We start from the raw sequence: 23,954 nt of genomic DNA, 5'->3' as shown, positions 1-23,954 counted from the left end.
TTCCCGGAACATCTTATCCAAACCGCAGGAGTCTTCAGTGCGTATTTTAGTTGCCTTTTTCATTGCCGCCGTCACGGTTTTCGCCGCAGCCAATCCCCGCGTTATGCTGCAAACGACACAGGGGGAGATCACCCTCGAGCTCTACTCCTCGGTCGCCCCTTTGGCGGTAGAAAATTTCACCACCCACGTCAAAAACGGCTATTACAACGGCCTAAGCTTCCACCGTATCATCAAAAACTTTATGATCCAGGGGGGAGATCCTACCGGCACGGGTACCGGCGGCGAATCAATCTGGAAAAAACCTTTTAAAGACGAATTCAAATCGGGAGTCGTTTTCGACAAACCCGGCATCCTTGCAATGGCAAACGCCGGACCGCGTACCAACGGAAGCCAGTTTTTCATCACGACTGCCCCTACCCCGTGGCTTAACGGCTATCATACAATCTTCGGCCGGGTCGTATCGGGCATGGATACCCTGGCCAAACTCAATAACGTTCCGACCAACGGTCAGCGGGGCGGAGACCGTCCCCTTCAGGCCCAAAAAATCCTCAAAGCAACCCTTCTTCCCTGATCCTCTACACGGCGTCCCCTTTGTCGGGACGGCGTAACCGTTTTGTAACATGAACGTAACCGTTCTGTAATATAATAACGTTTTCCATCACTATACCTAAACCAACGGAGCTTTAATGTTCTCTCGCGACAACCTCTTTTTCGGCGGTATTTTCGTCCTTGCCACCGCCTTGTTCATGGTCTGGGGTTTGGATTACCTCCAAAACCACCACACCCTCTTTATCCTCGCGACGCTGTTCGGAATTTTCATGGCATTCAACATCGGCGGAAACGACGTGGCCAACTCATTCGGAACAAGCGTCGGTGCCAAGACGTTGACCGTCAAACAAGCGCTTATCATCGCCGCGATCTTCGAACTAAGCGGTGCTATGCTCGCGGGGGCCGAAGTCACCAACACCATCCGTAAAGGGATCGTTGATCTTTCGGCAATGGATTTCGATCCGATGCTTCTCGTATTCGTCATGATGGGATCGCTCCTCTCCGCCGCGACATGGCTGCTGTTCGCATCGATGAAAGGGTATCCCGTATCAACCACCCATTCAATCGTCGGCGGGGTGCTTGGCGGTTCGATAGCGCTGGGATACGCGACGATGAGCCAGGGAGAGAGCGTCTTCGACCTGGTCCACTGGGACCAGATCACCAAGATTGCCATCAGCTGGGTCGTTTCTCCGATTCTGGGGGGGATGGCGTCATACGCCATTTACTGGTACCTGAAAAAATATATTCTCGATTATAACGATACGGTCCAGGCCCATATCGACTCTATCAAAGATCAGCTCAGTTCTCTTAAAGCCGCCCATAACGAAGCGACCGCTTCGACCGAAGAAAAAGCGCGCTACGAAGAACAGGTTCACGAGCTTAACCGTCTCAAAAAGAAATCGAACGCCTTTTACGCCCTGCGTACCCACGCACCGCTCGTTGCGGCTTTCGGGGTAGCCATGATTGCAAGCATGCTGCTGTTCAAAGGGCTCAAACACGCTAATCTCGGCTTTAACGACGCCCAGATTTTCCTGTTAATCGCGACATTCTCAACGCTGACCTACGGTATCGTCTTTGCGATTATCAAAGTGATGCACAAAGACACGCCGCACAAAGCGACGATGCGCCTTTTCAGCATGCTGCAGGTTCTGACCGCTTCGGCATTCGCGTTCAGCCACGGTGCAAACGATATCGCCAACGCCATCGGACCGTTTGCCGCGATCATCGACATTCTTGCCACAGGGCAGATCAATGCCGAATCCGCGGTTCCGGTTGCGGCGATGGCAACGTTCGGCATCGCCCTTGTCGCGGGGCTCTGGTTTATCGGTAAAGAGGTCATCGACACGGTGGGAAGCCGGATTACCGAGATTTTCCCCGTCACCGGCTTCGCAGCTGAACTCGGGGCGACGTTTATCATCATGCTCGCCACCGTTTTGGGGATCCCCGTTTCCTCGACCCACATCCTCGTGGGGGCCATCATCGGGATCGGCATGCTCAACCGCAACGCCAACTGGGCCTTGATGAAACCGATAGCACTCGCGTGGGTCATCACCCTTCCCGCTGCGGCTTCCATGGCTGCACTGTTCTTTTTCCTCCTCAAACTCGTGTTCGGCTACTAAGCCGGACGAACCCTTTTTTCTTTTTCAATCCTACCTAGTCTTATCCTTGTATGACTCGAATCGTATCTGGCATTGCGGCCGCGAAAACAACTCATTGTGAATAACGGTAGAGAGCATCAAGCAAGACAACGGCTGAATACACGGAGGAAAAAGAACGGAAGCAATTGCCTCCGTTCTCCGAAGGGAACGGAATTATTTCTGGAGTTTGCCCAAGGCGTCGAGAATACTTTGCTGCTTGGCCGTATCGACCGGAGTTTCGTTCGAAATGAACATGTAAAGTTCCACCCGGCGGTTTTTCGCCCGGTTGGCTTCGCTGGTGTTGGGAGCGATGGGATGGGCAGAGCCGAATCCGGCAGCCGAAAGACGTTCGGCGGCGACGCCGTTTTCGATCAGAACACGAACGACCGACTCGGCCCGCCGGCTGGAAAGTTCGAGATTATCCCGATGATTCGTCCCTCTGGGAACCGGAAGATCATCGGTATAGCCCCGCACCGAAATATGAACGGTTGGAGGGAACATGTTCAGCAAATCCGCGATCCGTTTGATAAAGAGTCTCATCTCTTCATTGTCGATCGTTGTGCTCGATCCCCGGAAGGGAACGGTAGCGGGAAGCTTCAGAAGGACGCCGTCCATTGCCTGATCCAGGGCTCCTTCCCCCATCGACGCCTTTTGCAGTTCCTGTTGCAGGTTGGCGATCGCTTCCATCGTCTCCTGATCGATCGGCGGGGTCCCCTCCAGTACCGCTCCACCGTCGGATACGGGCATATCGCCGCTCGACTGCCCCGAAGACTCGGTTTTGGTATCGGCCTCGCTTACCATGTTGACGACCGGGTTGATCGCCTCGGGAACCGGTGCGTAGTCGTAAATTTTGACAAACTCTTCTTTAACGGCCTGTACTTTTTCCTTATTGACGGACGAAAGGGCATAAAGTGCGATAAAGAGCGCCAGCAGAAGGCTGAAAAAGTCGGCCGTCGGAACGGCCCATTTTTCCCCTGCGGGACACTCGGGACATTTTTTACATTTCTTTTTGCCCATGCTCCCGTCCGTTAGTTAAATTGGCTGTGTTTTTCTTCTGCGGGCGAGAGGAAATTGAGCAGCTTGGCTTCAAGGGTACGGGGATTGTCGCCGTGGACGATACCGATGATCCCTTCGAGCATCATCTTCTGTTCTTTGACGATATGGTGCGATTTGGCCTTCATTTTTTGGCCGAACGGCCCCAAAAGGACGTATGCCGAGAAAATACCCGTAACGGTCGCGGTAAACGCCCCCGCGATACCCGCAGCCATTGCGGCGGGATCGTCGAGTTTCTGCAGCGCGAGAATAAGCCCCATAACGGCCCCGACAAGCCCCATAACCGGAGAGGTTTCCCCCGCGAGAATCCAGTAATGGGCACACCCGTGGTAATATTCCTCGGTCTCCTCGATCACCAGTTCAAGTGCTTCGGCGATCGTGTCGACTTCGTTGCCGTCAACCGCCATTCCCAGCCCCTGCTTTAAAAACTCGTTGTCGAGGTTGGCGACTTTCTGCTCCAGCGACAGCAGCCCGTCACGCCGTGCCATGACTGCCAGACCGATGATCTCTTTGATCCGTTCTTCGAGATTGACGGTCGATTTTTTAAAAACAATAGGACCGAGATTTTTGAACGCCCCCTTGACGTAAGGGCCATCAGTCGCAACCATCGCGGCAAACATCGCCGTCGGGAAGATAATCAGCAACGACGAAATGTGAATGAGATGGGCGGGATTTCCCCCCTCCAGTATGTCTCCTACCGAAAGAGACGTAATCGCCAGCAATATTCCCAAGACAACCGTTAAATCCATTCAACACCCTCGCTTTTATCTAATCGCACGCATCAAGATCATTATTCTTCCGATAATTGTACCCATAAAAACTTTTAAATAGTTATGGTCTATATCGGCGAAAAAATGAATAAATGATTTTAATAGCGATCATTAAGAAAATTCCGCTCCCCATACTCGCCACGATAAACGCATAATATTCATCGTGGGTGATGGCCCCCGCGCCGTATCCCAGGGTTGCGATCGCCACCGTAAACGTCAGCGGCATCGAGTCGCTGAGGGAAAAAAGGACCGTATTGCGAAACCCGAGATAGCCGCCGTAGGCGACAAACGAACTGAGTAGCCGCACCCCGATGATCGCCCCGGCGATCGCAAGGGCTAACTGCAGGATTTTCGGATCGGTAAACGCATCCAGCGCGAGCGTCGAACCGACGTGAATGAAAAAGATCGGCACCAAGAACCCGAATCCGAAAGAAGAGAGTTTTTCAGGCAGTTCGGTTTTGTGCTTGAAATAGGTGGCAATGAAAACGCCCGCCAAAAATGCGCCCAGTACGACGTCGATTTTAAGGTAGAGCATCACCGCGACCATGATGAACATCAGCGCCATCGAAAAGCGGACGTCCTGGTCTTTACCGTCTTCGTGGGGCATGATAAGGGTCTTGAGCCCCGGATACCACCAGAACAGGATACGGATCCCCTTGAACAGCAGCACGAACGCAATGAGGAAAAGGAAAAGCCCTCCCAGTGTAAAGGCGAATTCACGGTTGTATCCGTATTCCAACCCTCCGCTAAGAATCGTCAGCGCCATGATGCTGACGAGTTCGCCGATGATCCCGATGTTAAGCGCCAGTGCCAGCCACGGTTCGTTTTTGCCGTATTCTTTCACCAGTGCCATCAGCATCCCCAGGGAAAAGATGGGGAACGCGACCAGATAAACAGAGCTGAGATCGAAATACAAAAAAAGCGCCAGAGAACAGGCGTAAAGCATCACGAAATAAACAACCGTGCGGCGAAGAAGCGATTTTTTCTCGAAGCCGAACGCTTTGAGGTTAACCTCCATCCCCGCCAGAAACATCAGGTACAAAAACCCGACTTTGGCGATGATTTTGAAGAGTTCATTTTCGACGAGAAAGCCGAAATAAGCGGCCATACTCCCCAACAGTATCTCGACGACGACGACGGGGATACGGGTGACGCGCGACAGAAACGGCGAGAGAAGCACCAGTAGCGAAAGGGTGATGATGACCGCACTGTTACTCATGATCTATCCTCTCAACGCTTCCCAGACTGCAATCGCCTGAACGTGTTCCTTCACATCATGGACCCGAAGAACCGTAGCTCCCTCTTCGATAGCCTTGAGATGGACGGCGAGCGTCCCCGGAAGACGCTCGGACACTCCCGAAGGGGCAATGGCGTTGATCAGCGATTTGCGGCTGGCCCCGACAAGCAACGGTTTTCCCAGCCGCAAAAAATGTTTTTGATGGGTAATGAGGGCAAGATTGTCTTCAAGCCGTTTGCCAAATCCGATCCCCGTATCGAGAATAACGTCGGCGATGCCGAAACGTTCGGCTTTTTCGATCCGTTCGCGGAAAAAAAGTTCGACCTCGTGAACGACCGATTCGTACGTCGGGTTCTCCTGCATCGTTTTGGGGTCTCCTTGCATGTGCATAACGACCGCGGTGGCACCGTATATGCCGCACAGCCGTGCTACTTCGTCATTGGAGAGCCCCGTGATGTCATTGACGATCGAAAAACCGCGCTCGAGTGCGTAGGCGATCACCGAGGGCTCGTAACTGTCCAGGCTCAGCCGCACTTTGTCGTAGATTTTTTCACGGTACAACAGATCGATCACGGGCGAAAGGCGGGAAAGTTCCTCCTCGGGGCTGACACTTTCGCTGCCCGGACGGCTCGAAACGCCTCCCAGATCGATAATGGCGGCGCCCTCTTCGATCATCGTCTCGATCCTCTGCAGTGCGGCTTCACCCTGAAACCGGCTCTCCCGGTGGAAGCTGTCGTCGTTCGCGTTGACAATTCCCATGACCTGAACTTCGGGGCGAAACGGGAGTTTCAAAAAGCCCGAAAGTTCCGTCGAAAGCTGTTTGAGCCCGAATGGTTGGGCTTTTTCTTTTTGGATCAATGCGGCGAGCTGCCGTTCGGTCGCTATCAGCAGGGCGTCGACACGGGGGACGGACGCGGTGACCGTTCCCCTGGGGACGGCCAGATCGGCACCGACGCTAAGGGCGTCTTGTTTGAGGATATTGGCGGCACCGACGTGCAGGCCCGAAATTTTGATCACATGAGAGGTACCTTTATCGGCAAGGATGCCGATCCCTCCACCATCAACCCCCAAACGGACCAGTTCCCGGCGAAGGTCGACCGTGTCCGAAAGTCTCTCAACGTACACGTTTCACCTCTTTGAGAAAATTCATCAGTACCATCACCAGTACGCTCTGGAAACGGGCATTGAGCTCGATGAGGCGAATCGCTTTTTCGAATCCCTCGAGCTGCGATGCCGAAAGGTTCAGTTTTTCGACGTGTACCGCCTGATGCGCCAACCGCTCGATCAACCCTTTGGCTTCGTGTTTTTTAAGCCGGTCGTTCTCTTTGACAAACGCGAACATCGCCGCAAGGTCGAGATTCGCGAGTTCGACGTCCAACGGCTCGTATACGCGCCCTTCCCGCTCGACGCTCAGACTCAACCGTGAACGAACCGTAGGTAAAAAGGTACTTTTATTGGGTGCGAGAAGGATGAAAACGATGTTTCTCGGGGGTTCTTCGAGAATTTTGAGCAGGGCGTTCTGCGCCGGAACCGTAAAACTTTTGGCTCCGAGAATCAGGGTTTTGGTTTGCGATTCGCTTTTATAGGCTTCGGCGATCGCTTCCTTGGCGTCTTCGATTTTAAAATCGTCGCGCAAAAACGTGACGCACCGCAAGGGGCGCAGCGACTCTTCGATCTGCGTGCACCTCTCCTCGAGGCGTTCGGTGATGATAATACCTCCCCGATCACTCGCGAACATCAATCTCCCCGAACAGCATCGCGCCGAGCGTTTTATCGAACAGACGATAGAGCTGCAGCAGTTTGATGTCGATCAGCGGATCGAACGACCTCAGCCGCACCGCGTTTTGAAAACTCTCGTCCATGATCCACAGCAGACTGCTGGCATTACGCTTGGCGATATCGGCCCGTCGCTCGTCTCCCCTTCCGACGTACCAGAAGAAATATTCCCCTTTGAAGGTAATGTCGAGCATATCGGTGAGCGTATCGATCGCTTCGCCGCCGCTGATGTGATCGTAATGGGGGAATAGCGCGTCGATGCAGACGATCGGGATCATCGGACGGTCCTGAAGACGTTTGTTGAGCGACGACGTGATGTAGTGGGCGAACCATTTTCGATCGTGATCGGTGATGAGGACGATGCTTTTCCCCTCCATCACCTGCTCCAGGGCATTGGCAACCGCCGGGGTCCACTCAAACCGCTGTTCTTCGAACCAGCTCATCGCCGCCCCTTCGGAGCGGATCGAATCCAATGTCCATTGATCGAAACGGCGCACTTACTGATCCAGTGAATAAGCGCTGTGCAGCGAGCGCACGGCAAGCTCCGCGTATTTCTCGTCGATCACCATCGAAACCTTGATTTCAGAAGTCGAGATCATCATGATGTTGATGTTCTCCGAAGCCATCGTCTGGAACGCTTTGGCCGCGACACCGGTGTGCGATTTCATACCGACGCCGACGATCGAGACCTTGCAGATCCGCTCATCGTAGCTCGCTTCCGTAATTTCACCCTCCGCGATAAACGTTTCGACCACTTTTTTCGCATCCAGCAGTTCCGTTTTGGGAACGGTGAAATCGAGGTTGGTTTTACCATCATGGCCGAGGGTTTGGATAATCATGTCGATGTTGACGCTGTTGTCGGCGAGGCGGGTGAAGATATCCGATGCGATGCCGGGACGGTCGATGACACCGCCGAGTGAAACGCGCGCCTGGTTTTTATCGAGTGCGATACCGCTGACAAGTGGTTTTTCCATAATGTTCTCTTCCTTTGTGATTAATGTCCCTTCCGCATTGCTGAAGCTGGAACGGGTAACAAGATTGACGTTGAGTTTTTTGGCCAGCTCTACGGAGCGGTTCTGGAGCACCTTGGCCCCAAGGGATGCCAGTTCGAGCATCTCGTCGTAGCTGATTTTATCCATTTTGCGCGCTTTGGGCTCGATCCGCGGGTCGGTGGTGTAGATGCCGTCGACATCAGTATAGATTTCGCACAGATCCGCTTCGAGCGCACCGGCAATCGCGACGGCCGAGAGATCCGATCCCCCGCGTCCGAGCGTTGTGACGTTGCCCTCTTCGGTAACCCCCTGGAAACCGGCAACGACGACGACTTTGCCGTCTGCGAGCTCCGCATGCATGGAGGAAGGATCGATCATTTCGATCCGCGCTTTCGTATGGACGGCATCGGTCACAATCCCCGCTTTACGGCCGCTCATCGATACCGCTTTATGCCCCATCGCATTCAGGGCAATCGAAAGGAGCGCTGCGGTGACCCGCTCGCCGGAGCTAAGGAGCATGTCGACTTCGCGGCGTTCGGGAGAGTCGGTATAGTGTTCGGCATACGCGATCAGTTTATTGGTTTCGCCGCTCATCGCCGAAACGACGACAACGACTTTGTGCCCTTCCTTGAGGGTTTCAGAAACCCGGTTCGCGACGTTTTGGATCCGTTCCAGATCCCCGACGCTGGTTCCGCCGAATTTTTGTACGATTAGCATTACAGGTACCCCTTGGCTCTAAAATGGGAAATCACTTGTTCATAGACCGCTTTTTTGAAATGGGCGATGTGGTCGAACAGTTCATCCACCCCGACGAAACGGTAGCGTTTGAACTCGGGATGCTTGGTATCCAGATCGATCTTGGCACCCGGTTTCAGCCTCACCAGGTAATAGCGCTGTTTCTGCCCCGCGTACGGCGCCATTTTGGCGGCGATGTGCGGCGGGAAGTCATACGCGATCCAATCGGGGTACTCGGCTATAATCTCAACTTTTTTCGTCCCGATTTCCTCTTTGAGCTCGCGGAAAAGGGCTTCTTCGCTCGATTCACCCTCGTCGATCCCCCCTTGCGGAAACTGCCATACCCCTTCCAAATCGGTGCGCTCGGCGATAAAAATCTGTTTCGTTTCGGGATACTCACTCGAAACGATAATCGCCGCCACGTTCGGCCGGTAGAACAAATTGTGTGTCATTCACCATCTTTACATTTTTTTGAGGGGATATTGTAAACTATTCGCCATTAAATAAGTATAATTCCCCATGCTTTTGTATATACATATCCCTTTTTGCGACAGCAAATGTTCCTATTGCGCCTTTAATTCCTACGTCGACAAATTTTCTCTCCGCAAAAAGTATATGGATGCCCTCCTCGTGCAACTCGAACATGAACTCGAACGGTTCGGCACTACGCCGCAAAACCCGATTGAAACCGTCTTTATCGGAGGGGGAACCCCTTCCACGGTCGATGCCGCGCTGTATGTCCCTTTGTTCGAAAAAATCGCACCGTTTCTGGGCGAGGGATGCGAAATCACCTCCGAAGCCAACCCCAACAGCGCCACCCCCGAATGGCTGGAGGGGATGAAAAGAGTGGGGGTCAACCGCGTAAGCTTCGGCGTCCAAAGCTTCGACGACGCCAAACTCACAGCCCTCGGCCGCGCCCACAACAGTGCCCAGGCGCTTAACGCGGTCCGCAATGCCGCGCAAATCGGGTTCGAGCGTCTCTCGCTCGACCTGATCTACGGCGTTGCGGGAGATACGCGCCCCCTTTTGGAGCGGGACGTCTCGACCGCTTTTTCGCTTCCGATCGACCACATCAGCCTCTATGCCTTGACTATCGAAGAAGCGACCGCTTTCGAAAAAACCCCCGAAAAAGCGCACGAAGAGCTCGACCTTACCCGGTGGCTTTTCAAAGAGATCGCCGATCGTGGATTCGAACAGTACGAAATCTCCAATTTCGGACGCACGCCTTCGCGCCACAATCTGGGATACTGGGAGCACAAGCCCTATATCGGCCTGGGCAGCGGGGCGGTCGGTTTTCTCCGAAACCGTCGTTTTTACCCCCCCAACGACATCCAAACCTATATCGCCGACCCTCTCGCCGCACATGTCGAGGAACTCACCCCCGGCGACCTTTTGAGCGAAAAGCTCTTTTTGGGGCTGCGCAGCAAAATCGGCGTCGATGCGGGAATACTCAACGCCGCGCAGAGAAAAGAGGCCGATATTCTGCTCCGCGCAGGGCTTCTCGAAGAACGCGGCGGGCGTCTGTACAATACCGATTTCCTGCTCGCCGACGAAATCGCACTGCGGATCGAGGGATTTTAAATACTGCGTTCAGGGGTTTTAAACTTTGTTTCGATAAAATCTCCCGATTATTACCTTAGTTATTAGGATTGAGCGCATGTTTGGAATGGGGCTTGGTGAGATTTTCCTTATCATTATTATCGCGATCCTTTTTTTGGGACCGGACAAACTTCCGACGACGATGGTCGAAATCGCAAAATTTTTCCGCCAGGTGAAAGGGACCGTTTCCTCCGCGCGCGCTACGCTTGAAGAAGAGATGAAGCTCTCCGAGATCAAAGAAAAAGCCCTCGATTATAAACGCGAACTCACCGACGCCAGCGCCGAACTCGAACGCCTCACCAACGTGACCGAAATCGGCAGCGAGCTCGCGTCGGTCAAAAACGACCTGAATCTTGACACTCCCGCCCCCGCGCCCTCGGCTCCTAAAGAACCCGAAGTGATCACCTTTGCCCCGAAATCAAAAGATACGAAACCTTCCGAAACCAAAACCGAAGAGAATGCCTGATGTTTGATGATTTGAAACCCCACCTCGCCGAGCTGCGCAAGCGGCTTGGCATCAGCGTCGCGACCGTTATCGTGATGTTTTTCGTGATGTTCAATTTCCACGAGCCGATTCTCTCATGGCTCACCGCACCGCTCAACGAAGCACTCGCATCGGTCGGTAAAATTTCCAAGAACGCCGCCGAGGGGATGGTAACGACGACGCAGGTCGGAGGAACCTTCTTCGTCGCGATGAAAGTCGCTTTTTTCGGCGGCCTCCTGGCTTCATTGCCGGTGATTCTGGCGCAAATGTGGCTTTTTATTTCGCCCGGCCTCTACGAGAACGAGAAAAGGATGCTCTACCCTTTTATTTTCGGTGGGACCATCATGTTCGTGGCAGGGGCGTTGTTTGCCTACTACGTCGTCACTCCGCTGGGATTTGAATTCCTCATCGCCTTCGGGGCGTTCGAATTCGTCCCGCTCATCAATATCGAAGACTACATCGATTTCTTCACCAAAATCATGTTCGGATTCGGACTCGCCTTCGAACTCCCCGTAATCTGCTATTTCCTGGCACTGCTGGGACTCATCGACGACCGGATGATGACGGCTTTTTTCCGCTACGCGATCGTCCTGATCTTTATCATTTCGGCTATTCTGACCCCTCCGGACGTTATGACGCAGATCCTGATGGCCATCCCGCTCACCTTTTTGTACGGAATTTCGATTCTGATCGTCCGTGCGGTCAACCCGGCCCCCAAAGAAGAACCCTACATCGCCGAAGATGAAGAAGAGACGATTGACTGAACGCGATCCGCTTCTGACCTCAAGCTACGACTATGAGCTCCCCGAAGAGCTCATCGCAACGTATCCCATCTCCCCGAGAGATCATGCCAGACTGCTCGTATACGACCGCCGCAACCGTTCCATCACCCACTCACGGTTTGATCAAATCGACAGCTTCCTCCCCCCCGAGTGCGCCATCGTCTTCAACGATACCAAGGTAATCAAAGCGCGCCTGTACGGTTCCAAAGAGAGCGGCGGGGCGATCGAACTGTTGATCAACCGTCCGCTGGATGCCTACCGGATCAACGTTTACGTACGGGGACGGGTCAAAGAGGGGACAAAACTTTTGTTTGACCGCCGTCTTGTCGCAACCGTCATAAAACTGCACGACGACGGTTCCCGCGACGTCGAATTCTCCCTCGCGGGTGAGCGCCTGCGATTCGAAGAGCTTCTCCCCTTGCTTGATGAGATCGGACACATCCCCCTTCCCCCATATCTTGGCCGCGAAGACGACAGCAGCGACGAGCGGGAATACCAAAGCGTATTCGCCCGCCGCGAAGGGGCAGTCGCCGCACCGACAGCGTCGCTTCATTTCACCGACGAGCTTTTCGCTGCCGTCTCGGCACGCCATCCGCATGCATTCGTCACGCTGCACGTCGGTTCGGGAACTTTTAAACCGGTCGAGGCCGAAGTGATTACCGAGCATCCGATGCACTCGGAGTATTTCGCGATCGCTGACGAGGCCTACGCTCTCATCCACGGCGATGTGCCCCTTCTGTGCGTCGGCACCACCTCGACCCGAACGGTCGAGTACCATGTCCGAAGCGGCGAACGTGAGGGGGAAGCGAACCTCTTTTTACACCCGAATAATCCCCCGCAAAGGGTCAATTATCTGCTGACGAATTTCCACCTTCCGCAATCGACGCTGCTTATGCTCGTCGCCTCGTTCGTCGGACTCGAAGAGACCCACCGTATCTACGCCGAAGCGATTGCTCAAAAATACCGCTTTTTTTCATACGGGGATGCGATGCTTATACTCTAAATTAGTACGGATTATGATAAAATAGTGATATTCCTTTACCAAGGCTTATCATGTTTAACCGCAGACATTTTCTCGGCGCCGGCCTTATCCTGAGCGCATCGTCACTGTTCGGGAAAGAACCCGCCAAAAAGATCATTACCGATACCAAGGAGTTCATTCCTCCCCATATCGCATTTCCCCAAAAGAAACCGCTGAAGACGATTTCGGACCGTCCGCCGCTGCTCGAATCGCCCCGCGATATTTTCACGCAGGCGATCACTCCGAACGACCAGTTCTTCGTCCGCTGGCACATGCCCGACATTCCAACCTACATCGATCTGACCGAGTTCCGCCTCGAAGTCAAAGGTTCGGTGGAGACCCCCCTCTCCCTGAGTGTTGACGATCTCAAAAGCAAATTCGAACCCGTACAGATCACTTCGGTCCTCCAATGCGGCGGTAACAGCCGTAAATACTACGCCGCTAGCGGCCAGGCAACGCACGGCGTCCAATGGGGCCACGGAGCCATGGGCTGTGCCGTCTGGAAAGGGGTCCGCCTCAAAGATATCCTCCACCGCGCTGGGGTCAAGGGTAGCGCGAAATGGGTCGGTGTCAACGGTCTGGAAAAACCGGCGATGGACGCCACTCCCAAATTTTTCCGTGAAATGGCCATCGACGAAGCGCTCAGCGGCGAGCTGATCGTTGCGTACGAAATGAACGGCGAAGACCTCCCCTACCTCAACGGTTTTCCTCTTCGCCTTGTCATTCCCGGCCACTTCTCGGACAGCTGGGTCAAAATGCTGAGTGAAATCACGGTATTCGACGAATATCAAAACAGCTTTTTCATGGACGTCGCCTACACGGTCCCCGACAACGACTGCGAATGCGTCATTTCGGGCAGCGACTTCGAATACAAACGCAAACCGATCGCGGAGATGAAAGTCAAATCGGTCATCGGATATCCGACGCCCGGCACCGTCATCAAAAAAGGTTCCCGTGTGAAAGTAACCGGAGTCGCTTTCGACCAGGGAAAAGGGATCAAAGAGGTCATGATCTCGGTCGACGGCGGAAAGAGCTGGAGTGCGACGGCATTGCAAAAAGACTACGGGAAATACGCCTACCGCCAGTGGGTATACGAGTGGGAGCCCAAAACCAAAGGGGCCCACACCCTGATGGTCCGTGCCATCAACCGTATCGGAAACATTCAGCCCCAGGCGCATGAAATCGGCTGGAATGCCGGCGGATACCAATATAACGCTGTCGATGCCGTCAGCGTACAAATCGTCTAAGGACCGGTCATGAAAAAACTCTTATTAATCACCCTGTTTGCAGCTTCGCTAGCGGCACAGGTCGCCAAGCCGATCGAAATGCCTTACGTCGATTATCCGATGGTAAAAGGGGATCATGACGAAGTGGCGCAACAATACTGCCTCATCTGCCATTCCTGGGGATACATTCTCAACCAGGGGAAAAAAAGCCGCCCCTACTGGACCGGAACGGTGCAGAAAATGGTCAACGAGTTCAAAGCCCCCATCGGCAAAGAAGACCAGCAGATCATCGTCAACTACCTCGTCAAACACTACGGGTACGAAAGCACGGCTCAGCACTGAGCCGTCTTCCTCTTAAATCGGGTATACTCTCCCGTTTCTAACCTCGATCACTCCCCCCAGTTCCGCCTCGAAAATTTCCGATGGAAACGCCGCTACCGCTTCTTCGTACGTCGGTCCGCTCCGGCAATAGGCAATGAACGGAGTGTCTTCCCTGCTCTGGCGCGATACCCGGCTGAGTGATTCGACGAAACGGTCGATATCCTCGATCATCGTCGCTTTGTTCTCCGATAAAAGCCGCCGCGTACCGCCGCTTTCTCCCAGACGATGCGGCAGGACGTAAATCGGCTTGCCCATCGCCAGAGCGTATTGGGCGCTGCGCATGCTGCCGCTTCCGGGTTCGGCTTCGGCAATCACCAGTGCCGATCCCAGCGCCACGACAATTTCGTTGCGCTCAACGAAACTCCACTCCCTTGCTTCGAATCCCGGCTCAAAGTGGCTCAGCAAAAGCCCCTGATCGCCGATTGACTCGATAAGATCTCGGTTTGATGCGGGGTAATGGCGGTCGATTCCGCAAGGCAGAACGGCGACGGTGCGCTGTACCCCCGCCCCTTCATGCGCGATCCGATCAATCCCCGTCGCGGCCCCGCTAACGACGGTTATTCCCGACAGTGCGAGTTTTTTGGCAAGTTCGTACACGGCGTTCCGGGCATACTGACCGGCACGGCGACTTCCGACGATTGAAATTTTTGGGGTGTCGAGCAGTCCGAGCGAACCGCGGTAGTAAAGTGTCCGGGGATAGCGTTTCATCGATTCGAGTTCGGCAACGACGCCGGGGACGATATTCACGGTCCGCTCCTGGATGATTTGGCAATACTATAGCCAAAATGCTCCGCAAAAGGAAAATAATGTCAGGATGTCAGATTTGGTCGATCCCCACCAGCCGCACTTCACTTAATACCTCTTTGGACTCCCGCAGAGCCCGGATCGTGTCGGGACGCGGATGCCCGATGGCGACGGCGGTACCGTGGCGTTTGGCTTTCTCGACCGCCTCGCGGATCTGGCGTTTGACGTTCGAAACCCCGCTTTGGTGATCCAAAAAGACATCACGCCCGATATAGCGCATACCGTGTTTGGCCGTCGCCTGCGGCACTTTGCTCTTGGGGGTCGTTCGGCTGTCGACGAAGACGATCCCCTCTTTCTTGAGCACCCCGACGAGCTTTTCCATCGCTTCGGCATCGGCGGTAAACTTCGACCCCGTATGGTTGTTCATGTACCGGACGTTGGGGTATTGCTGCTTGAGCTGTGAAATCCTCTCCGCCATCTGAGCTTCCGAATCCCCCTGACGCAATGTGGAGGGTTCCTCGTCGTCGAAATGTTCCGCTTCAAGCGGAAGATGCACCATGTAGCCGCTCTCACCCCGTGCCAGCTCAGCCGATTTGGGATGACGGGCGCTGGGAGGAAGAAACGACATCACCAGCGGCAATCCGGTCGAACGGATCGCCCTGACATCCCGTTCGTACGAGACGTCGTCGATGATAATCACCAGCTTTGCCTCGGTGCCCGAAGGGGCTTGCGGGCGTTTATACGCCGGGGGAGGAGGGGCTTTGGGCTCTTTGGGGGCGTATTCGTGCTGTGGCTGGAGGGGACGGAGAGGACGTTCCTCTTCAAGCACCGTCTGCAACTCACGCTTCAGACGACGAATCTCCTCTTCTTGTTTTCCCGCTTCAATCCCGGTCGCTTCATCGATGGAGGTGATCATTCGGATCTCTTCGATAAGCTGACGGGTCTGTTCCCTCTCGCGGGTAAGTTCCCCTTCCATCTGTCCGTATCCGACGTAATACCCCACAAACAACGAAAGTATGCACAGTAATACGACAGCGAGAGCCAGGGCGATACGTTTGAGCCAGATGCGGGGAAAAGGAGAAGGAGTTTTGTGCATTGAAGGGAAAACCCCTGTGATGGTGTACGGGGCAGATGCCCCGGAGAATCAGTTTTTAGACTGGTCGACGATTTTGTTCGCTTTGATCCACGGCATCATTGCGCGGAGGCGTTCACCCGTTACTTCGACCGGATGGGCCGCAAGGTTTTTACGCTCGGCGTTCATGCGGGGATAACCTGCTTGACCTTCAAGGACGAAGTCTTTGGCAAACTGGCCGTTCTGGATCTCTTTGAGAACCTGGCGCATCGCTTTTTTGGATTCTTCGTTGATAACGCGCGGTCCGGAAACCATGTCGCCGTATTCAGCGGTGTTGGAGATCGAATAACGCATATCTTTGATACCGCCTTCGAAAATCAGGTCAACGATCAGTTTCATCTCGTGCAGACATTCGAAATAGGCCATTTCTTCAGGGTATCCCGCTTCCACGAGGGTTTCGAATCCCGCCTGGATCAGTGCGGAAACGCCGCCGCAAAGAACCGCCTGCTCACCGAACAGGTCGGTTTCGGTTTCGTCTTTGAACGTTGTCTCGATGATACCGGTGCGGCCGCCGCCGATAGCAGAGGCATACGAAAGGGCAAGCTCTTTGGTGTTTCCGCTCGGATCGGCGTAAACCGCGATCAGATCGGGGATACCGCCGCCTTTTACGAACTCGGAACGAACCGTATGGCCCGGAGCTTTGGGAGCAACCATCATAACGTTAATATCTTTTGCCGGGATAATGCGTCCGTAGTGGATACTGAACCCGTGACCGAATGCGATTGTCGCACCGCTTTTGAGGTTCGGAGCGATTTCGTTTTTATAAATTTCCGCCTGGTTTTCATCCGGCAGAAGGATCATAACGACATCGGCATACGCAGACGCTTCGGCGACCGTCATAACTTTGAACCCTTTTGCTTCCGCTTTGGTCCATGAACTTCCGTCCTTGCGAAGACCGATAACGACTTCGACGCCGCTGTCACGGAGGTTTTCCGCATGTGCGTGGCCCTGTGATCCGAAACCGATCATCGCCACTTTTTTGCTTTTGATGAGTGCCGTATTGCAATCTTTGTCGTAGTAAACGTTCAATGCCATAAAGGTATCCTTGAGTAAGCATACAAAGCTTAAAATTTCGCGGATTATACCCCACTTTTGCATAAATAAAAATTAGTGGAGCCTTATACCCTGATGCTAAATCGGCATGTAAGTGTGTATGAACACAGGCATGCTACAATTCACCCCAAAAACGGGATATCACGCCATGAAAAAGTTCAACCTCTTCAAAGAGATCATCATCGTCGAGCGCGCCGAACTGCTCCGTGCCGCCTCGTCCCAGAAAAAATTCGCGATCTCCCACACGGGTGAAATCGTCTACGAACCGTTCCCTCCGACCCTGATTTCCGTTTTTGAAGGTTCAATTCCCCCTCTTCCCGCACTGAGCAGCACGACAAGCCGCCCGATCGCATCGATGCTGGGCGATCTCTACCGCATCGTCGAAGACGACGACCGCATCCTGATAAAAGCCGCCGGAGCATGGCAACAGATCATCGGATGGAACCGCCCGCGTTCGCTGTATGACGACACCAGCGGAGACGGGATCGACCGCTTTGCCGATAAGGAACTCGAAACGATCGGATGGCATGCAACCGAATTTTCGATCACGTACCGCGACATCGTCGAACATCTCGAGGCCGCTACCGAGGGGATCGTGCTGTGCATCGAGCAAGAAGATCCCTACCGTTTCAGCGGCCTCGGATTCCCCGCCGACATCGCCCAGACCCGACAGGCGGGGTTTGCGTATTGTGCGGGAACAATCGAGAAGAAACTGCTCGAAGACCCCGATTACGCGTCCCTCAGCGACGATGAAGAAGAGGCGCTTGCCTATTTCAAAGAGCGCGCAGGTAACGCTCCAGAATGATTTTCGCCGAAAGAGAGTCGATCCGTCCGTCGCGCTTGTAGCGTATTTCCCCGCGCATCAGCGCTTCGGCCTCCTGCGAACTGCCCGCTTCGTCCTGATACGCGATTTCCCCTTTGAAATCGACGAGATTCATAAAATGCGCGACCCTTCGGCGCATCTCCTCTTCGGTCGTGCTTCCCATCGGAATCCCGACCACGACCGTCTGCGCATCGTATTCGTCGAGCACTTTTTTGACGTCATTCGCCGCCTGGTTACGGTTTTTCCGCTCAATCGCTCCAAGCGGAGTAACGATGCCGTTCCCGGAACTGAGCGCCAGCCCTATCCGCTTCAGCCCCAGATCGATCGCGATAACGGAGCCCATCATTTCCCCAGACAAAACTGTCCGAACATCTTGTCGAACATTTCGTCAAGTTCGTAGGGACGGCTGAGCGAAGCGACGGAGCGGATGGAACGGTTGATGTGAAACGAGAAAAACTCCAGTTCGCCGTCTCTGAGCGGTTCGTGCGCGTCATCGATGGCCTCGAGCGCCTCGGTGACGGCACCGATCTGCCGCTGTGAAATCAGCATCATCTCTTCGCTGTCGTTGTCTCGGTCCATGTGCGCCGCAAGTGCTTCTACAAGCGGTTGCGTCTGCTCTTTGCAGCTGAGCGAGAGGGGAGAATACGGAGCGAGGAGTTCGGCATCGAAACGGGGGCTCAAATCGGCTTTGTTCAGGACGCAGACAAACGGTTTTTCGCTCCGGTAACGCTCGATCAGATCGATTATGGCACGGTCTTCGTCGTCGATAGGACGGCTCGAATCGAACAGCGCGACGACGATGTCGGCGTTTTCGACGGCGGCGATGGAGCGCTCGATACCGATCTTTTCAATCTCGTCGCCGGTTGCCCGAATCCCCGCCGTATCGACCAGACGGATCAGATGGGTACCGATCCGCACCTGTTCTTCGATCGTATCGCGGGTCGTCCCCGCAATATCGCTCACGATCGCCCGCTCGTAATCGAGCAGCGCATTGAGGAGCGAACTTTTCCCGACGTTGGGTTTACCGATGATGGCGACGCGATACCCCTGCATCAATCCGCTGCGGCGGCGGCTTGCCTCGAGCGTACGGGAAAGTTCCGTTTTGATCCGTTCAAGCTTGAGCACGATCTGATCGACGACGTCGGGGGGGAGGTCCTCTTCGGCATAATCGATCACGACTTCGGAGTAGGCAAGGATTTCGAGGAGCGAATCGCGGATATTTTCGACGTATCCCCGCAATTCCCCCTTCATCTGTCGTGCGAGGACCCGCGCGGCATCGTCGCTTTTGGCTTCGATAAGCGATGCGATCGCTTCGGCCTGCGTAAGGTCCATCCGGCCGTTTAGAAACGCCCGTTTGCTGAATTCCCCCGGATCGGCGGGACGCGCGCCCGACGCAAGCGCCGCACGGAGAATTTTGTCGGCGACGACGAGACCGCCGTGACACTGAAATTCAACTACGTCTTCGCCGGTAAAGCTCTTAGGTCCCTGAAAATAAAGGATGATCGCTTCATCGATGAGGCTTCCGTCCGCCTCATAAAGAGACGCCAAGGTAGCATAGCGGGGAGCGAGAGTTTGTCTGCGGGAGAGCGACAGGGCGATGCGAAGCGCCTCTTTGCCGCTAAGACGGATAATGGCGATCGAGCCGACCCCGTGGGCGGTGGCGATCGCGGCTATCGTAGTGTCCATCAATACTCGTGGTAACTGTTGATGACGATGAATTTTCCGCCGTCGCGCGTCGAACGGATCGCCACGTACCGATCCGGATACCGCTCGCGGAGCTGTTTGAGCGCGATTTGCACGAGAACGCCGTCAAGTACCTTGGTCTGCGCGCGACCGTCGCGTTCAATCGTTTCGCATACCCCCACGAGATAGCGGGAAATAGACTCTTCCTGATTTTTCAGAAATTCGGCGATTTCAAGACGCAGCTGCATACCGTACACCGCGTTGATCCAGTTAAACAGCATGTACGAAAGGGCTTTGTAACGATACCCTTCCTTGCCGATCATAAGTGCCGCGTCGGGGCCCGTGAATTCGATAAGCAGCGTATTCTCGTCGTATACGCTCACCTGCACTTCGTCGATATCGAAACAGACCCCGGCAAACAGTTCGTTAATCTGGGCTTTGACTTCGTCCGCACACTCCTGCGCGCTCATGTCGGGATAATATTCATCCCCTTCGTCGTCGTACTCATCTTCGGCTACATCGTACTCGCAGAGGTGCGATTCGTCGGTTTCGGGTGATACGGGTTCATCTGGGAAAAGGGAAACGGGGGAAGCGGAAGAAGAGGATGACTGGGGAAGATTGGCGACGATAAGGGCCGATTTTTTGAACATCCCCAGTATCCCCTTCGAGGGGAAACGGATGATCTCGACCTGCAAGGCGGTCACGGAGCATCCGAACTCCGAAGCCGCCTTGGCGTAGGCTTCTTCAAGGGTCGGCGCTTCAATCTTTTTCATGGTGCTTTTCCGCAAGATGGGCTTCGTGACGAGCCGCGCGGGCCGCTTCGAACTGTTTGTTCACCATGTACTGCTGCGCTATCGAGAAGATATTGTTGACGAACCAGTACAGTACGAGCCCGGCTGGGAACGTGAAGAAAAAGAACGTAAAAATGACCGGCAGGAATTTGAAAATTTTCTCCTGGAGCGGATCGGTAAAGTTGCTCGGCGTAATTTTTTGCTGATAATACATCGTGGCACCCATCAGGATCGGAAGGATGAAGTAAGGGTCCATTCTTGAGAGATCGGTTACCCACAGCATCCACGGCGCACCCTGCAATTCGACGGCGTTAAGCAACACGCGGTAAATCGCGAAAAATACCGGGATCTGGAGCAGCAGCGGCAGACATCCGCCCAACGGGTTGGCCCCGTGCTTTTTGTACATCTCCATTACCGCCGCGTTCATACGGGCCGGATCGCCTTTGTATTTTTCCTGAACCTCTTTGATCTTCGGAGCGATCTCCTTGATCTTTTGCATCGAGACCATCCCTTTGTGGGTCAACGGATAGAGGAAAATGCGGATGATGATGGTGAGCGCGATGATCGCCCATCCCCAGTTGCCGAAAATACCGTGCAGCCACATCAGCACTTTGAAAATCGGGGTGGCAACGAACGTGAACCATCCGAATTCGATCGCATTGACGAGCACCGGATCGATCGACTGGAGCGTTTTGTACTCTTTGGGACCGATGTAACCGTTAAACGTAAAACTCGGCGTCCCCTCAAGGTAAGTGACGGGGTTGTTGCTCGCGTCGCGCTCTACCGTGACCTGGGTCGATTTGTCGAATCCGTACATGATCGACGCGTAATACTGGTCAAATGACGATGCGAGGTGGACGTCGCTGAAAATCGAACGTCCTTCAACATCGCCGTCTTCGAAAATCGTCGTCAGACTGTCACCCGAGTAGACCATGCTTCCCACGACGGTCATGATCTGTTCGATGATCTGCGGGTGCTGCCCCAGATAGACGAAGTAGCGTTTTTCGTTGGAGAGGGCGATTTTCGCATCGTAGTGGCCGTCGCTGTAGAAAGTCAGCGTTTTGGTGAGGGTAACCCCCGGAAGCGCCTGCGTGAGGACTACGGTGGATTTGCCGTTTTCGCCGAGGGTCATGCTGTTGACGCTGGCGGTATAGGGGGTTTTGGACGCGGCGGCGTTAAGCGCTTCATCGGCGAAACGGACATACAGGGGCTTGGCGCCGCTTGCAGAGACGAGCTCGGCAAGCTTGCCGTCTTTGCCGTTGTGCTTCGCGTTGCTCAGGACAACCGACGAAATACGCCCGAGCGTGTCGATTTTCAGGGTGAACTCTTTGGCCGAAACGGTGGTAAGGGTATCGGTCGTCGTCATTGAGACCGGTGCGGAGGACGAAGCGTTGACGTCTGTCGCCGTTACCGCACTGCCTTGATTTTTGGCTTCGGCGGCGCGAACGGCCGGTTTCTCGGTCGCATTATGTTCGCTGTTGGGAGTTTCGGGAGGGAATACGGTCGTGTATCCGATAAAAAACAAAAACGATAGTGCAACGGCAACGAGGAGCCGCTGGTTCGGGGTAAACTTTTCTAGCACTGGGACCCTTTAAACTTAAAATTTTTGATCAGAAAATAATTCTGTTGGTATGGAACAAACCAGTATTTTATCGTATTTACGGAAAGTTCTGCAGGCTTCAACGCCGGTTTGCCGATCATCGGGTAGTCGATACCGCCGCGGAAAAGCTGGTTGCATTTCAAAATGCGGACAAACGTGGAACCGAAAGCACGGGGGAGAGTGTTGCACTCGAATTGCCACAGGGCGTATTCCGAGCATGAAGGATAATGGCGACACGAACCTCGCGTCACCAGGGAGAAAGAGTGCCGGTAGAGCCAAAGAAGTTTAAGAAAGAACCTTCTTATTATCATCTGTCCCACACAAAGCACCTGTCCGTTTCAAAACATATTTGCAGTCGCGCCGCACGTTTTCAAAAGGGCTTTCAAACAAAGGCCCTTTGGCGACGAAGACGTACCATCCGTCCTGTACATCGGCTGAGAACTCCGCGAAAAGAGCGCGAAGGCGTCTTTTGCACCGGTTTCTCACCACGGCGTTTCCGACTTTTTTACTTGCGGTATATCCGACTTTTTTCTCTCCCGATAGAGGGAGATAAAACAGCGCGATAGAAGTGCTATGGGCACTTTTCCCGCGCTGATAGACTCGCTGAAACTCGCTGTGGAGTTTAAGCATCGAAAAGCCGTTTACACAGCCAATCGTTTTCTACCTTTGGCACGACGAGCGTTCAGTACGCGGCGGCCGTTTTTTGTCGCCATACGGGCACGGAAACCGTGTGTGCGTTTACGTGGCGTATTATGCGGTTGGTATGTTCTTTTCATAACCATTCCCTTTAGAAATTTTTAGCACGCAATAATAGGGCAATCTTACTTAAAGATCGATTAAGTTTCATAAAAGCTTCTTTAAACCGGGATTCTCACGGTTTCAAAAATTCCCGCAAGGTGGGCATTACCGTATGCCCCTGAGGCGCCGTATCGAGCTGAATCGCCGTTTTGAGCTTCCTCTTGTTCCTACTCTCCTGAGTGGGGACAAAATGATTTACGCTTAATTAAAATACCGCATCGCTTGATGAAGTACCCGAACAATAGAGACTTTGGTATCCGTTACTCGATAAATCACTATGTAAGGGAAGCGGCGCATGACATATTCACGTGTCCCTGATTTTTTGCCTTCTCGATAGTTAAGGGGATTTTTGAGGATTCTGATTGCGGCGTTTCTGATGGAGAGAAGTGCTTGTTCAGCGATAAAAGGGGATGCTTCGGCAGCGTAAAATTCAGCAATCTTTTGTCGGTCGGCTTGAGAACGCCGTGACCATTCAAGCTGCCGTTGTTCCATGCTTTTTGTGCAGTTGTTCCATAAACGTTTTCATCTGAGTTTCGGCTTCTTCGTCACTGAGAACATTCCCGTTCTCGACATCGGCCAAACCTTTTTCTATTTCGGCAATGTACCACGCATCGTAAGCTACTTGTTGATCCATCGGTTCATTTTTTTCACGCATGGTGCTCTCCTTTTCGAAGATTAATGATGATATTTTAACACGGATTCAATAAAACGCCTAAGGCTTTAAAAAATCCCGCAAGGTAGGCATGACCGTCTGCCCCTGAGGTGCCGTGTCGAGTTGAATCGTCGTTTTGAGCTTCATGTGGCAGTCGCGGCATTCTCGGATCACGGCGTGTTCGGCGACCCGCACCCCTTCGATTTTGGCGATCGGATGGCACGCGAAGCAGTCGCTGCCGCATTCGGCCATTTTGGAGGGGTTGGCGCTGTGGCATTTGATACAGGTCGTCATCGGTTTGTGGCGATGGTCGCTGTCGATGTTTTTTAGAAGGGCGGGATGGCAGGTCATGCAATCCCCCGTACATCCCCACAACGGCAACAATAATACAATGAACAGTGCGATCGTCTTCATGAATGACATGGTAGCTCTTTTT

The 23,954-nt window shown here is 53.8% G+C and carries 30 protein-coding genes; 9 read left to right on the top strand and 21 right to left on the bottom strand.

Going from position 1 to position 23,954, the window contains the following annotated elements; genetic code table 11:
* Window positions 1–37 precede the first annotated feature (37 nt).
* Window positions 38–571: a peptidylprolyl isomerase gene (locus E0765_RS10730; RefSeq protein WP_255417905.1), complete on the top strand. Its 534-nt coding sequence runs from the start codon at window positions 38–40 to the stop codon at window positions 569–571.
* 115 nt (window positions 572–686) lie between these two features.
* Complete coding sequence (locus E0765_RS10725; protein ID WP_132813214.1) at window positions 687–2,168, top strand: inorganic phosphate transporter; 1,482 nt, start codon at window positions 687–689, stop codon at window positions 2,166–2,168.
* Between the two features lie 192 nt (window positions 2,169–2,360).
* Here E0765_RS10725 and motB read toward each other — a convergent pair whose 3' ends face one another.
* The 8 genes from motB to E0765_RS10685 form a co-directional block, all read right to left on the bottom strand.
* Entirely contained in the window at window positions 2,361–3,203 is an 843-nt protein-coding gene (gene motB / locus E0765_RS10720; protein WP_132813213.1) for a flagellar motor protein MotB, read from the bottom strand.
* Window positions 3,204–3,214: 11 nt separating this feature from the next.
* Window positions 3,215–3,988, bottom strand: coding sequence for a flagellar motor stator protein MotA (motA, locus tag E0765_RS10715; RefSeq protein WP_132813212.1), 774 nt, complete (start codon window positions 3,986–3,988; stop codon window positions 3,215–3,217).
* A gap of 82 nt (window positions 3,989–4,070) precedes the next feature.
* On the bottom strand, window positions 4,071–5,228 hold the full coding sequence (locus E0765_RS10710; RefSeq protein WP_132813211.1) for a cation:proton antiporter: 1,158 nt from the start codon (window positions 5,226–5,228) through the stop codon (window positions 4,071–4,073).
* Window positions 5,229–5,231: 3 nt separating this feature from the next.
* On the bottom strand, window positions 5,232–6,371 hold the full coding sequence (gene folP / locus E0765_RS10705; RefSeq protein WP_132813210.1) for a dihydropteroate synthase: 1,140 nt from the start codon (window positions 6,369–6,371) through the stop codon (window positions 5,232–5,234).
* The gene (locus E0765_RS10700; protein WP_132813209.1) at window positions 6,361–6,984 is read right to left on the bottom strand and encodes a DNA polymerase III subunit delta'; all 624 of its coding nucleotides are present in this window, start codon (window positions 6,982–6,984) and stop codon (window positions 6,361–6,363) included. Before E0765_RS10700 ends, folP begins: the two co-directional genes overlap by 11 nt.
* On the bottom strand, window positions 6,971–7,519 hold the full coding sequence (locus E0765_RS10695) for a HobA family DNA replication regulator (RefSeq protein WP_132813208.1): 549 nt from the start codon (window positions 7,517–7,519) through the stop codon (window positions 6,971–6,973). The genes E0765_RS10700 and E0765_RS10695 overlap by 14 nt, the downstream gene beginning before the upstream one ends.
* A complete protein-coding gene (locus E0765_RS10690) occupies window positions 7,520–8,731 on the bottom strand; it encodes an aspartate kinase (protein ID WP_132813207.1) in 1,212 nt (403 codons plus the stop codon).
* Window positions 8,731–9,201 carry an RNA pyrophosphohydrolase gene (locus tag E0765_RS10685; protein ID WP_132813206.1) on the bottom strand — a complete coding sequence of 157 codons (471 nt, stop codon included), beginning with the start codon at window positions 9,199–9,201 and terminating at the stop codon, window positions 8,731–8,733. The genes E0765_RS10690 and E0765_RS10685 overlap by 1 nt, the downstream gene beginning before the upstream one ends.
* A gap of 67 nt (window positions 9,202–9,268) precedes the next feature.
* On the opposite strand from E0765_RS10685, the gene hemW reads away from it, so the two are divergent.
* From hemW to E0765_RS10655, 6 genes are all read left to right on the top strand, one after another.
* Window positions 9,269–10,330: a radical SAM family heme chaperone HemW gene (gene hemW, locus E0765_RS10680; RefSeq protein ID WP_132813205.1), complete on the top strand. Its 1,062-nt coding sequence runs from the start codon at window positions 9,269–9,271 to the stop codon at window positions 10,328–10,330.
* Between the two features lie 76 nt (window positions 10,331–10,406).
* A complete protein-coding gene (gene tatB, locus E0765_RS10675; protein ID WP_132813204.1) occupies window positions 10,407–10,814 on the top strand; it encodes a Sec-independent protein translocase protein TatB in 408 nt (135 codons plus the stop codon).
* Window positions 10,814–11,596 (top strand): twin-arginine translocase subunit TatC, encoded by a 783-nt coding sequence (tatC, locus tag E0765_RS10670; RefSeq protein WP_132813203.1) that lies wholly within the window; start codon window positions 10,814–10,816, stop codon window positions 11,594–11,596. Before tatB ends, tatC begins: the two co-directional genes overlap by 1 nt.
* Entirely contained in the window at window positions 11,589–12,617 is a 1,029-nt protein-coding gene (gene queA / locus E0765_RS10665) for a tRNA preQ1(34) S-adenosylmethionine ribosyltransferase-isomerase QueA (RefSeq protein ID WP_255417904.1), read from the top strand. Before tatC ends, queA begins: the two co-directional genes overlap by 8 nt.
* A 50-nt stretch (window positions 12,618–12,667) precedes the next feature.
* A complete protein-coding gene (locus E0765_RS10660; RefSeq protein ID WP_132813201.1) occupies window positions 12,668–13,882 on the top strand; it encodes a molybdopterin-dependent oxidoreductase in 1,215 nt (404 codons plus the stop codon).
* 9 nt (window positions 13,883–13,891) lie between these two features.
* Window positions 13,892–14,203, top strand: a complete 312-nt coding sequence (locus E0765_RS10655) for a sulfite:cytochrome C oxidoreductase subunit B (protein WP_132813200.1) — start codon at window positions 13,892–13,894, stop codon at window positions 14,201–14,203.
* A 12-nt stretch (window positions 14,204–14,215) separates the two neighbouring features.
* Here the strand turns inward: E0765_RS10655 and E0765_RS10650 are convergent, their stop codons facing one another.
* The 3 genes from E0765_RS10650 to ilvC all read right to left on the bottom strand — a co-directional run bounded on the left by E0765_RS10650 (window position 14,216) and on the right by ilvC (window position 17,153).
* Window positions 14,216–14,989, bottom strand: coding sequence for a DNA-processing protein DprA (locus tag E0765_RS10650; RefSeq protein WP_255417903.1), 774 nt, complete (start codon window positions 14,987–14,989; stop codon window positions 14,216–14,218).
* A 70-nt stretch (window positions 14,990–15,059) separates the two neighbouring features.
* Window positions 15,060–16,082 (bottom strand): divergent polysaccharide deacetylase family protein, encoded by a 1,023-nt coding sequence (locus tag E0765_RS10645; protein ID WP_132813199.1) that lies wholly within the window; start codon window positions 16,080–16,082, stop codon window positions 15,060–15,062.
* Window positions 16,083–16,130: 48 nt separating this feature from the next.
* Window positions 16,131–17,153, bottom strand: a complete 1,023-nt coding sequence (ilvC, locus tag E0765_RS10640; protein ID WP_132813198.1) for a ketol-acid reductoisomerase — start codon at window positions 17,151–17,153, stop codon at window positions 16,131–16,133.
* Window positions 17,154–17,283: 130 nt separating this feature from the next.
* On the opposite strand from ilvC, the gene E0765_RS10635 reads away from it, so the two are divergent.
* Entirely contained in the window at window positions 17,284–17,976 is a 693-nt protein-coding gene (locus E0765_RS10635) for a hypothetical protein (RefSeq protein ID WP_255417902.1), read from the top strand.
* On the opposite strand, the gene ruvX is transcribed toward E0765_RS10635, so the two are convergent.
* The 10 genes from ruvX to E0765_RS10585 form a co-directional block, all read right to left on the bottom strand.
* On the bottom strand, window positions 17,945–18,337 hold the full coding sequence (gene ruvX / locus E0765_RS10630; protein ID WP_132813197.1) for a Holliday junction resolvase RuvX: 393 nt from the start codon (window positions 18,335–18,337) through the stop codon (window positions 17,945–17,947). The genes E0765_RS10635 and ruvX overlap by 32 nt on opposite strands.
* Complete coding sequence (gene mnmE / locus E0765_RS10625; RefSeq protein WP_132813196.1) at window positions 18,337–19,680, bottom strand: tRNA uridine-5-carboxymethylaminomethyl(34) synthesis GTPase MnmE; 1,344 nt, start codon at window positions 19,678–19,680, stop codon at window positions 18,337–18,339. Before mnmE ends, ruvX begins: the two co-directional genes overlap by 1 nt.
* On the bottom strand, window positions 19,680–20,450 hold the full coding sequence (locus tag E0765_RS10620; protein WP_132813195.1) for a Jag N-terminal domain-containing protein: 771 nt from the start codon (window positions 20,448–20,450) through the stop codon (window positions 19,680–19,682). Before E0765_RS10620 ends, mnmE begins: the two co-directional genes overlap by 1 nt.
* A complete protein-coding gene (gene yidC, locus E0765_RS10615; protein WP_132813194.1) occupies window positions 20,437–22,050 on the bottom strand; it encodes a membrane protein insertase YidC in 1,614 nt (537 codons plus the stop codon). The genes E0765_RS10620 and yidC overlap by 14 nt, the downstream gene beginning before the upstream one ends.
* Window positions 22,044–22,379 (bottom strand): membrane protein insertion efficiency factor YidD, encoded by a 336-nt coding sequence (gene yidD, locus E0765_RS10610; protein ID WP_255417907.1) that lies wholly within the window; start codon window positions 22,377–22,379, stop codon window positions 22,044–22,046. Before yidD ends, yidC begins: the two co-directional genes overlap by 7 nt.
* Window positions 22,354–22,698 carry a ribonuclease P protein component gene (gene rnpA, locus E0765_RS10605; protein ID WP_132813193.1) on the bottom strand — a complete coding sequence of 115 codons (345 nt, stop codon included), beginning with the start codon at window positions 22,696–22,698 and terminating at the stop codon, window positions 22,354–22,356. Before rnpA ends, yidD begins: the two co-directional genes overlap by 26 nt.
* An 11-nt stretch (window positions 22,699–22,709) precedes the next feature.
* A complete protein-coding gene (gene rpmH, locus E0765_RS10600; protein ID WP_013459438.1) occupies window positions 22,710–22,844 on the bottom strand; it encodes a 50S ribosomal protein L34 in 135 nt (44 codons plus the stop codon).
* A gap of 223 nt (window positions 22,845–23,067) precedes the next feature.
* On the bottom strand, window positions 23,068–23,358 hold the full coding sequence (locus tag E0765_RS10595; protein ID WP_132813192.1) for a type II toxin-antitoxin system RelE/ParE family toxin: 291 nt from the start codon (window positions 23,356–23,358) through the stop codon (window positions 23,068–23,070).
* Window positions 23,339–23,521, bottom strand: a complete 183-nt coding sequence (locus tag E0765_RS10590) for a hypothetical protein (protein ID WP_132813191.1) — start codon at window positions 23,519–23,521, stop codon at window positions 23,339–23,341. The genes E0765_RS10595 and E0765_RS10590 overlap by 20 nt, the downstream gene beginning before the upstream one ends.
* Window positions 23,522–23,578: 57 nt before the next feature.
* Entirely contained in the window at window positions 23,579–23,941 is a 363-nt protein-coding gene (locus E0765_RS10585) for a hypothetical protein (protein ID WP_255417900.1), read from the bottom strand.
* Window positions 23,942–23,954 lie beyond the last annotated feature (13 nt).

Origin of the sequence: Sulfuricurvum sp. IAE1, assembly GCF_004347735.1 — a bacterium.
In the GTDB taxonomy this organism is placed as follows: Bacteria; Campylobacterota; Campylobacteria; order Campylobacterales; family Sulfurimonadaceae; genus Sulfuricurvum.
The sequence above is the reverse complement of the archived record's forward strand: the minus strand, read 5'-3'. Positions and strand labels throughout refer to the sequence as shown.

Bases quoted from the DNA above. Each gene is read 5' to 3' on its own strand.
- E0765_RS10725 (WP_132813214.1), top strand. From the start codon at position 687: ATGTTCTCTCGCGACAACCTCTTTTTCGGCGGTATTTTCGTCCTTGCC.
- motB (WP_132813213.1), bottom strand. From the start codon at position 3,203: ATGGGCAAAAAGAAATGTAAAAAATGTCCCGAGTGTCCCGCAGGGGAA.
- motA (WP_132813212.1), bottom strand. From the start codon at position 3,988: ATGGATTTAACGGTTGTCTTGGGAATATTGCTGGCGATTACGTCTCTT.
- E0765_RS10710 (WP_132813211.1), bottom strand. From the start codon at position 5,228: ATGAGTAACAGTGCGGTCATCATCACCCTTTCGCTACTGGTGCTTCTC.
- E0765_RS10700 (WP_132813209.1), bottom strand. From the start codon at position 6,984: ATGTTCGCGAGTGATCGGGGAGGTATTATCATCACCGAACGCCTCGAG.
- E0765_RS10690 (WP_132813207.1), bottom strand. From the start codon at position 8,731: ATGCTAATCGTACAAAAATTCGGCGGAACCAGCGTCGGGGATCTGGAA.
- E0765_RS10685 (WP_132813206.1), bottom strand. From the start codon at position 9,201: ATGACACACAATTTGTTCTACCGGCCGAACGTGGCGGCGATTATCGTT.
- hemW (WP_132813205.1), top strand. From the start codon at position 9,269: ATGCTTTTGTATATACATATCCCTTTTTGCGACAGCAAATGTTCCTAT.
- tatB (WP_132813204.1), top strand. From the start codon at position 10,407: ATGTTTGGAATGGGGCTTGGTGAGATTTTCCTTATCATTATTATCGCG.
- tatC (WP_132813203.1), top strand. From the start codon at position 10,814: ATGTTTGATGATTTGAAACCCCACCTCGCCGAGCTGCGCAAGCGGCTT.
- E0765_RS10660 (WP_132813201.1), top strand. From the start codon at position 12,668: ATGTTTAACCGCAGACATTTTCTCGGCGCCGGCCTTATCCTGAGCGCA.
- E0765_RS10655 (WP_132813200.1), top strand. From the start codon at position 13,892: ATGAAAAAACTCTTATTAATCACCCTGTTTGCAGCTTCGCTAGCGGCA.
- E0765_RS10645 (WP_132813199.1), bottom strand. From the start codon at position 16,082: ATGCACAAAACTCCTTCTCCTTTTCCCCGCATCTGGCTCAAACGTATC.
- ilvC (WP_132813198.1), bottom strand. From the start codon at position 17,153: ATGGCATTGAACGTTTACTACGACAAAGATTGCAATACGGCACTCATC.
- E0765_RS10635 (WP_255417902.1), top strand. From the start codon at position 17,284: ATGCTACAATTCACCCCAAAAACGGGATATCACGCCATGAAAAAGTTC.
- ruvX (WP_132813197.1), bottom strand. From the start codon at position 18,337: ATGGGCTCCGTTATCGCGATCGATCTGGGGCTGAAGCGGATAGGGCTG.
- mnmE (WP_132813196.1), bottom strand. From the start codon at position 19,680: ATGGACACTACGATAGCCGCGATCGCCACCGCCCACGGGGTCGGCTCG.
- E0765_RS10620 (WP_132813195.1), bottom strand. From the start codon at position 20,450: ATGAAAAAGATTGAAGCGCCGACCCTTGAAGAAGCCTACGCCAAGGCG.
- yidD (WP_255417907.1), bottom strand. From the start codon at position 22,379: ATGATAATAAGAAGGTTCTTTCTTAAACTTCTTTGGCTCTACCGGCAC.
- rnpA (WP_132813193.1), bottom strand. From the start codon at position 22,698: ATGCTTAAACTCCACAGCGAGTTTCAGCGAGTCTATCAGCGCGGGAAA.
- rpmH (WP_013459438.1), bottom strand. From the start codon at position 22,844: ATGAAAAGAACATACCAACCGCATAATACGCCACGTAAACGCACACAC.
- E0765_RS10595 (WP_132813192.1), bottom strand. From the start codon at position 23,358: ATGGAACAACGGCAGCTTGAATGGTCACGGCGTTCTCAAGCCGACCGA.
- E0765_RS10590 (WP_132813191.1), bottom strand. From the start codon at position 23,521: ATGCGTGAAAAAAATGAACCGATGGATCAACAAGTAGCTTACGATGCG.
- E0765_RS10585 (WP_255417900.1), bottom strand. From the start codon at position 23,941: ATGTCATTCATGAAGACGATCGCACTGTTCATTGTATTATTGTTGCCG.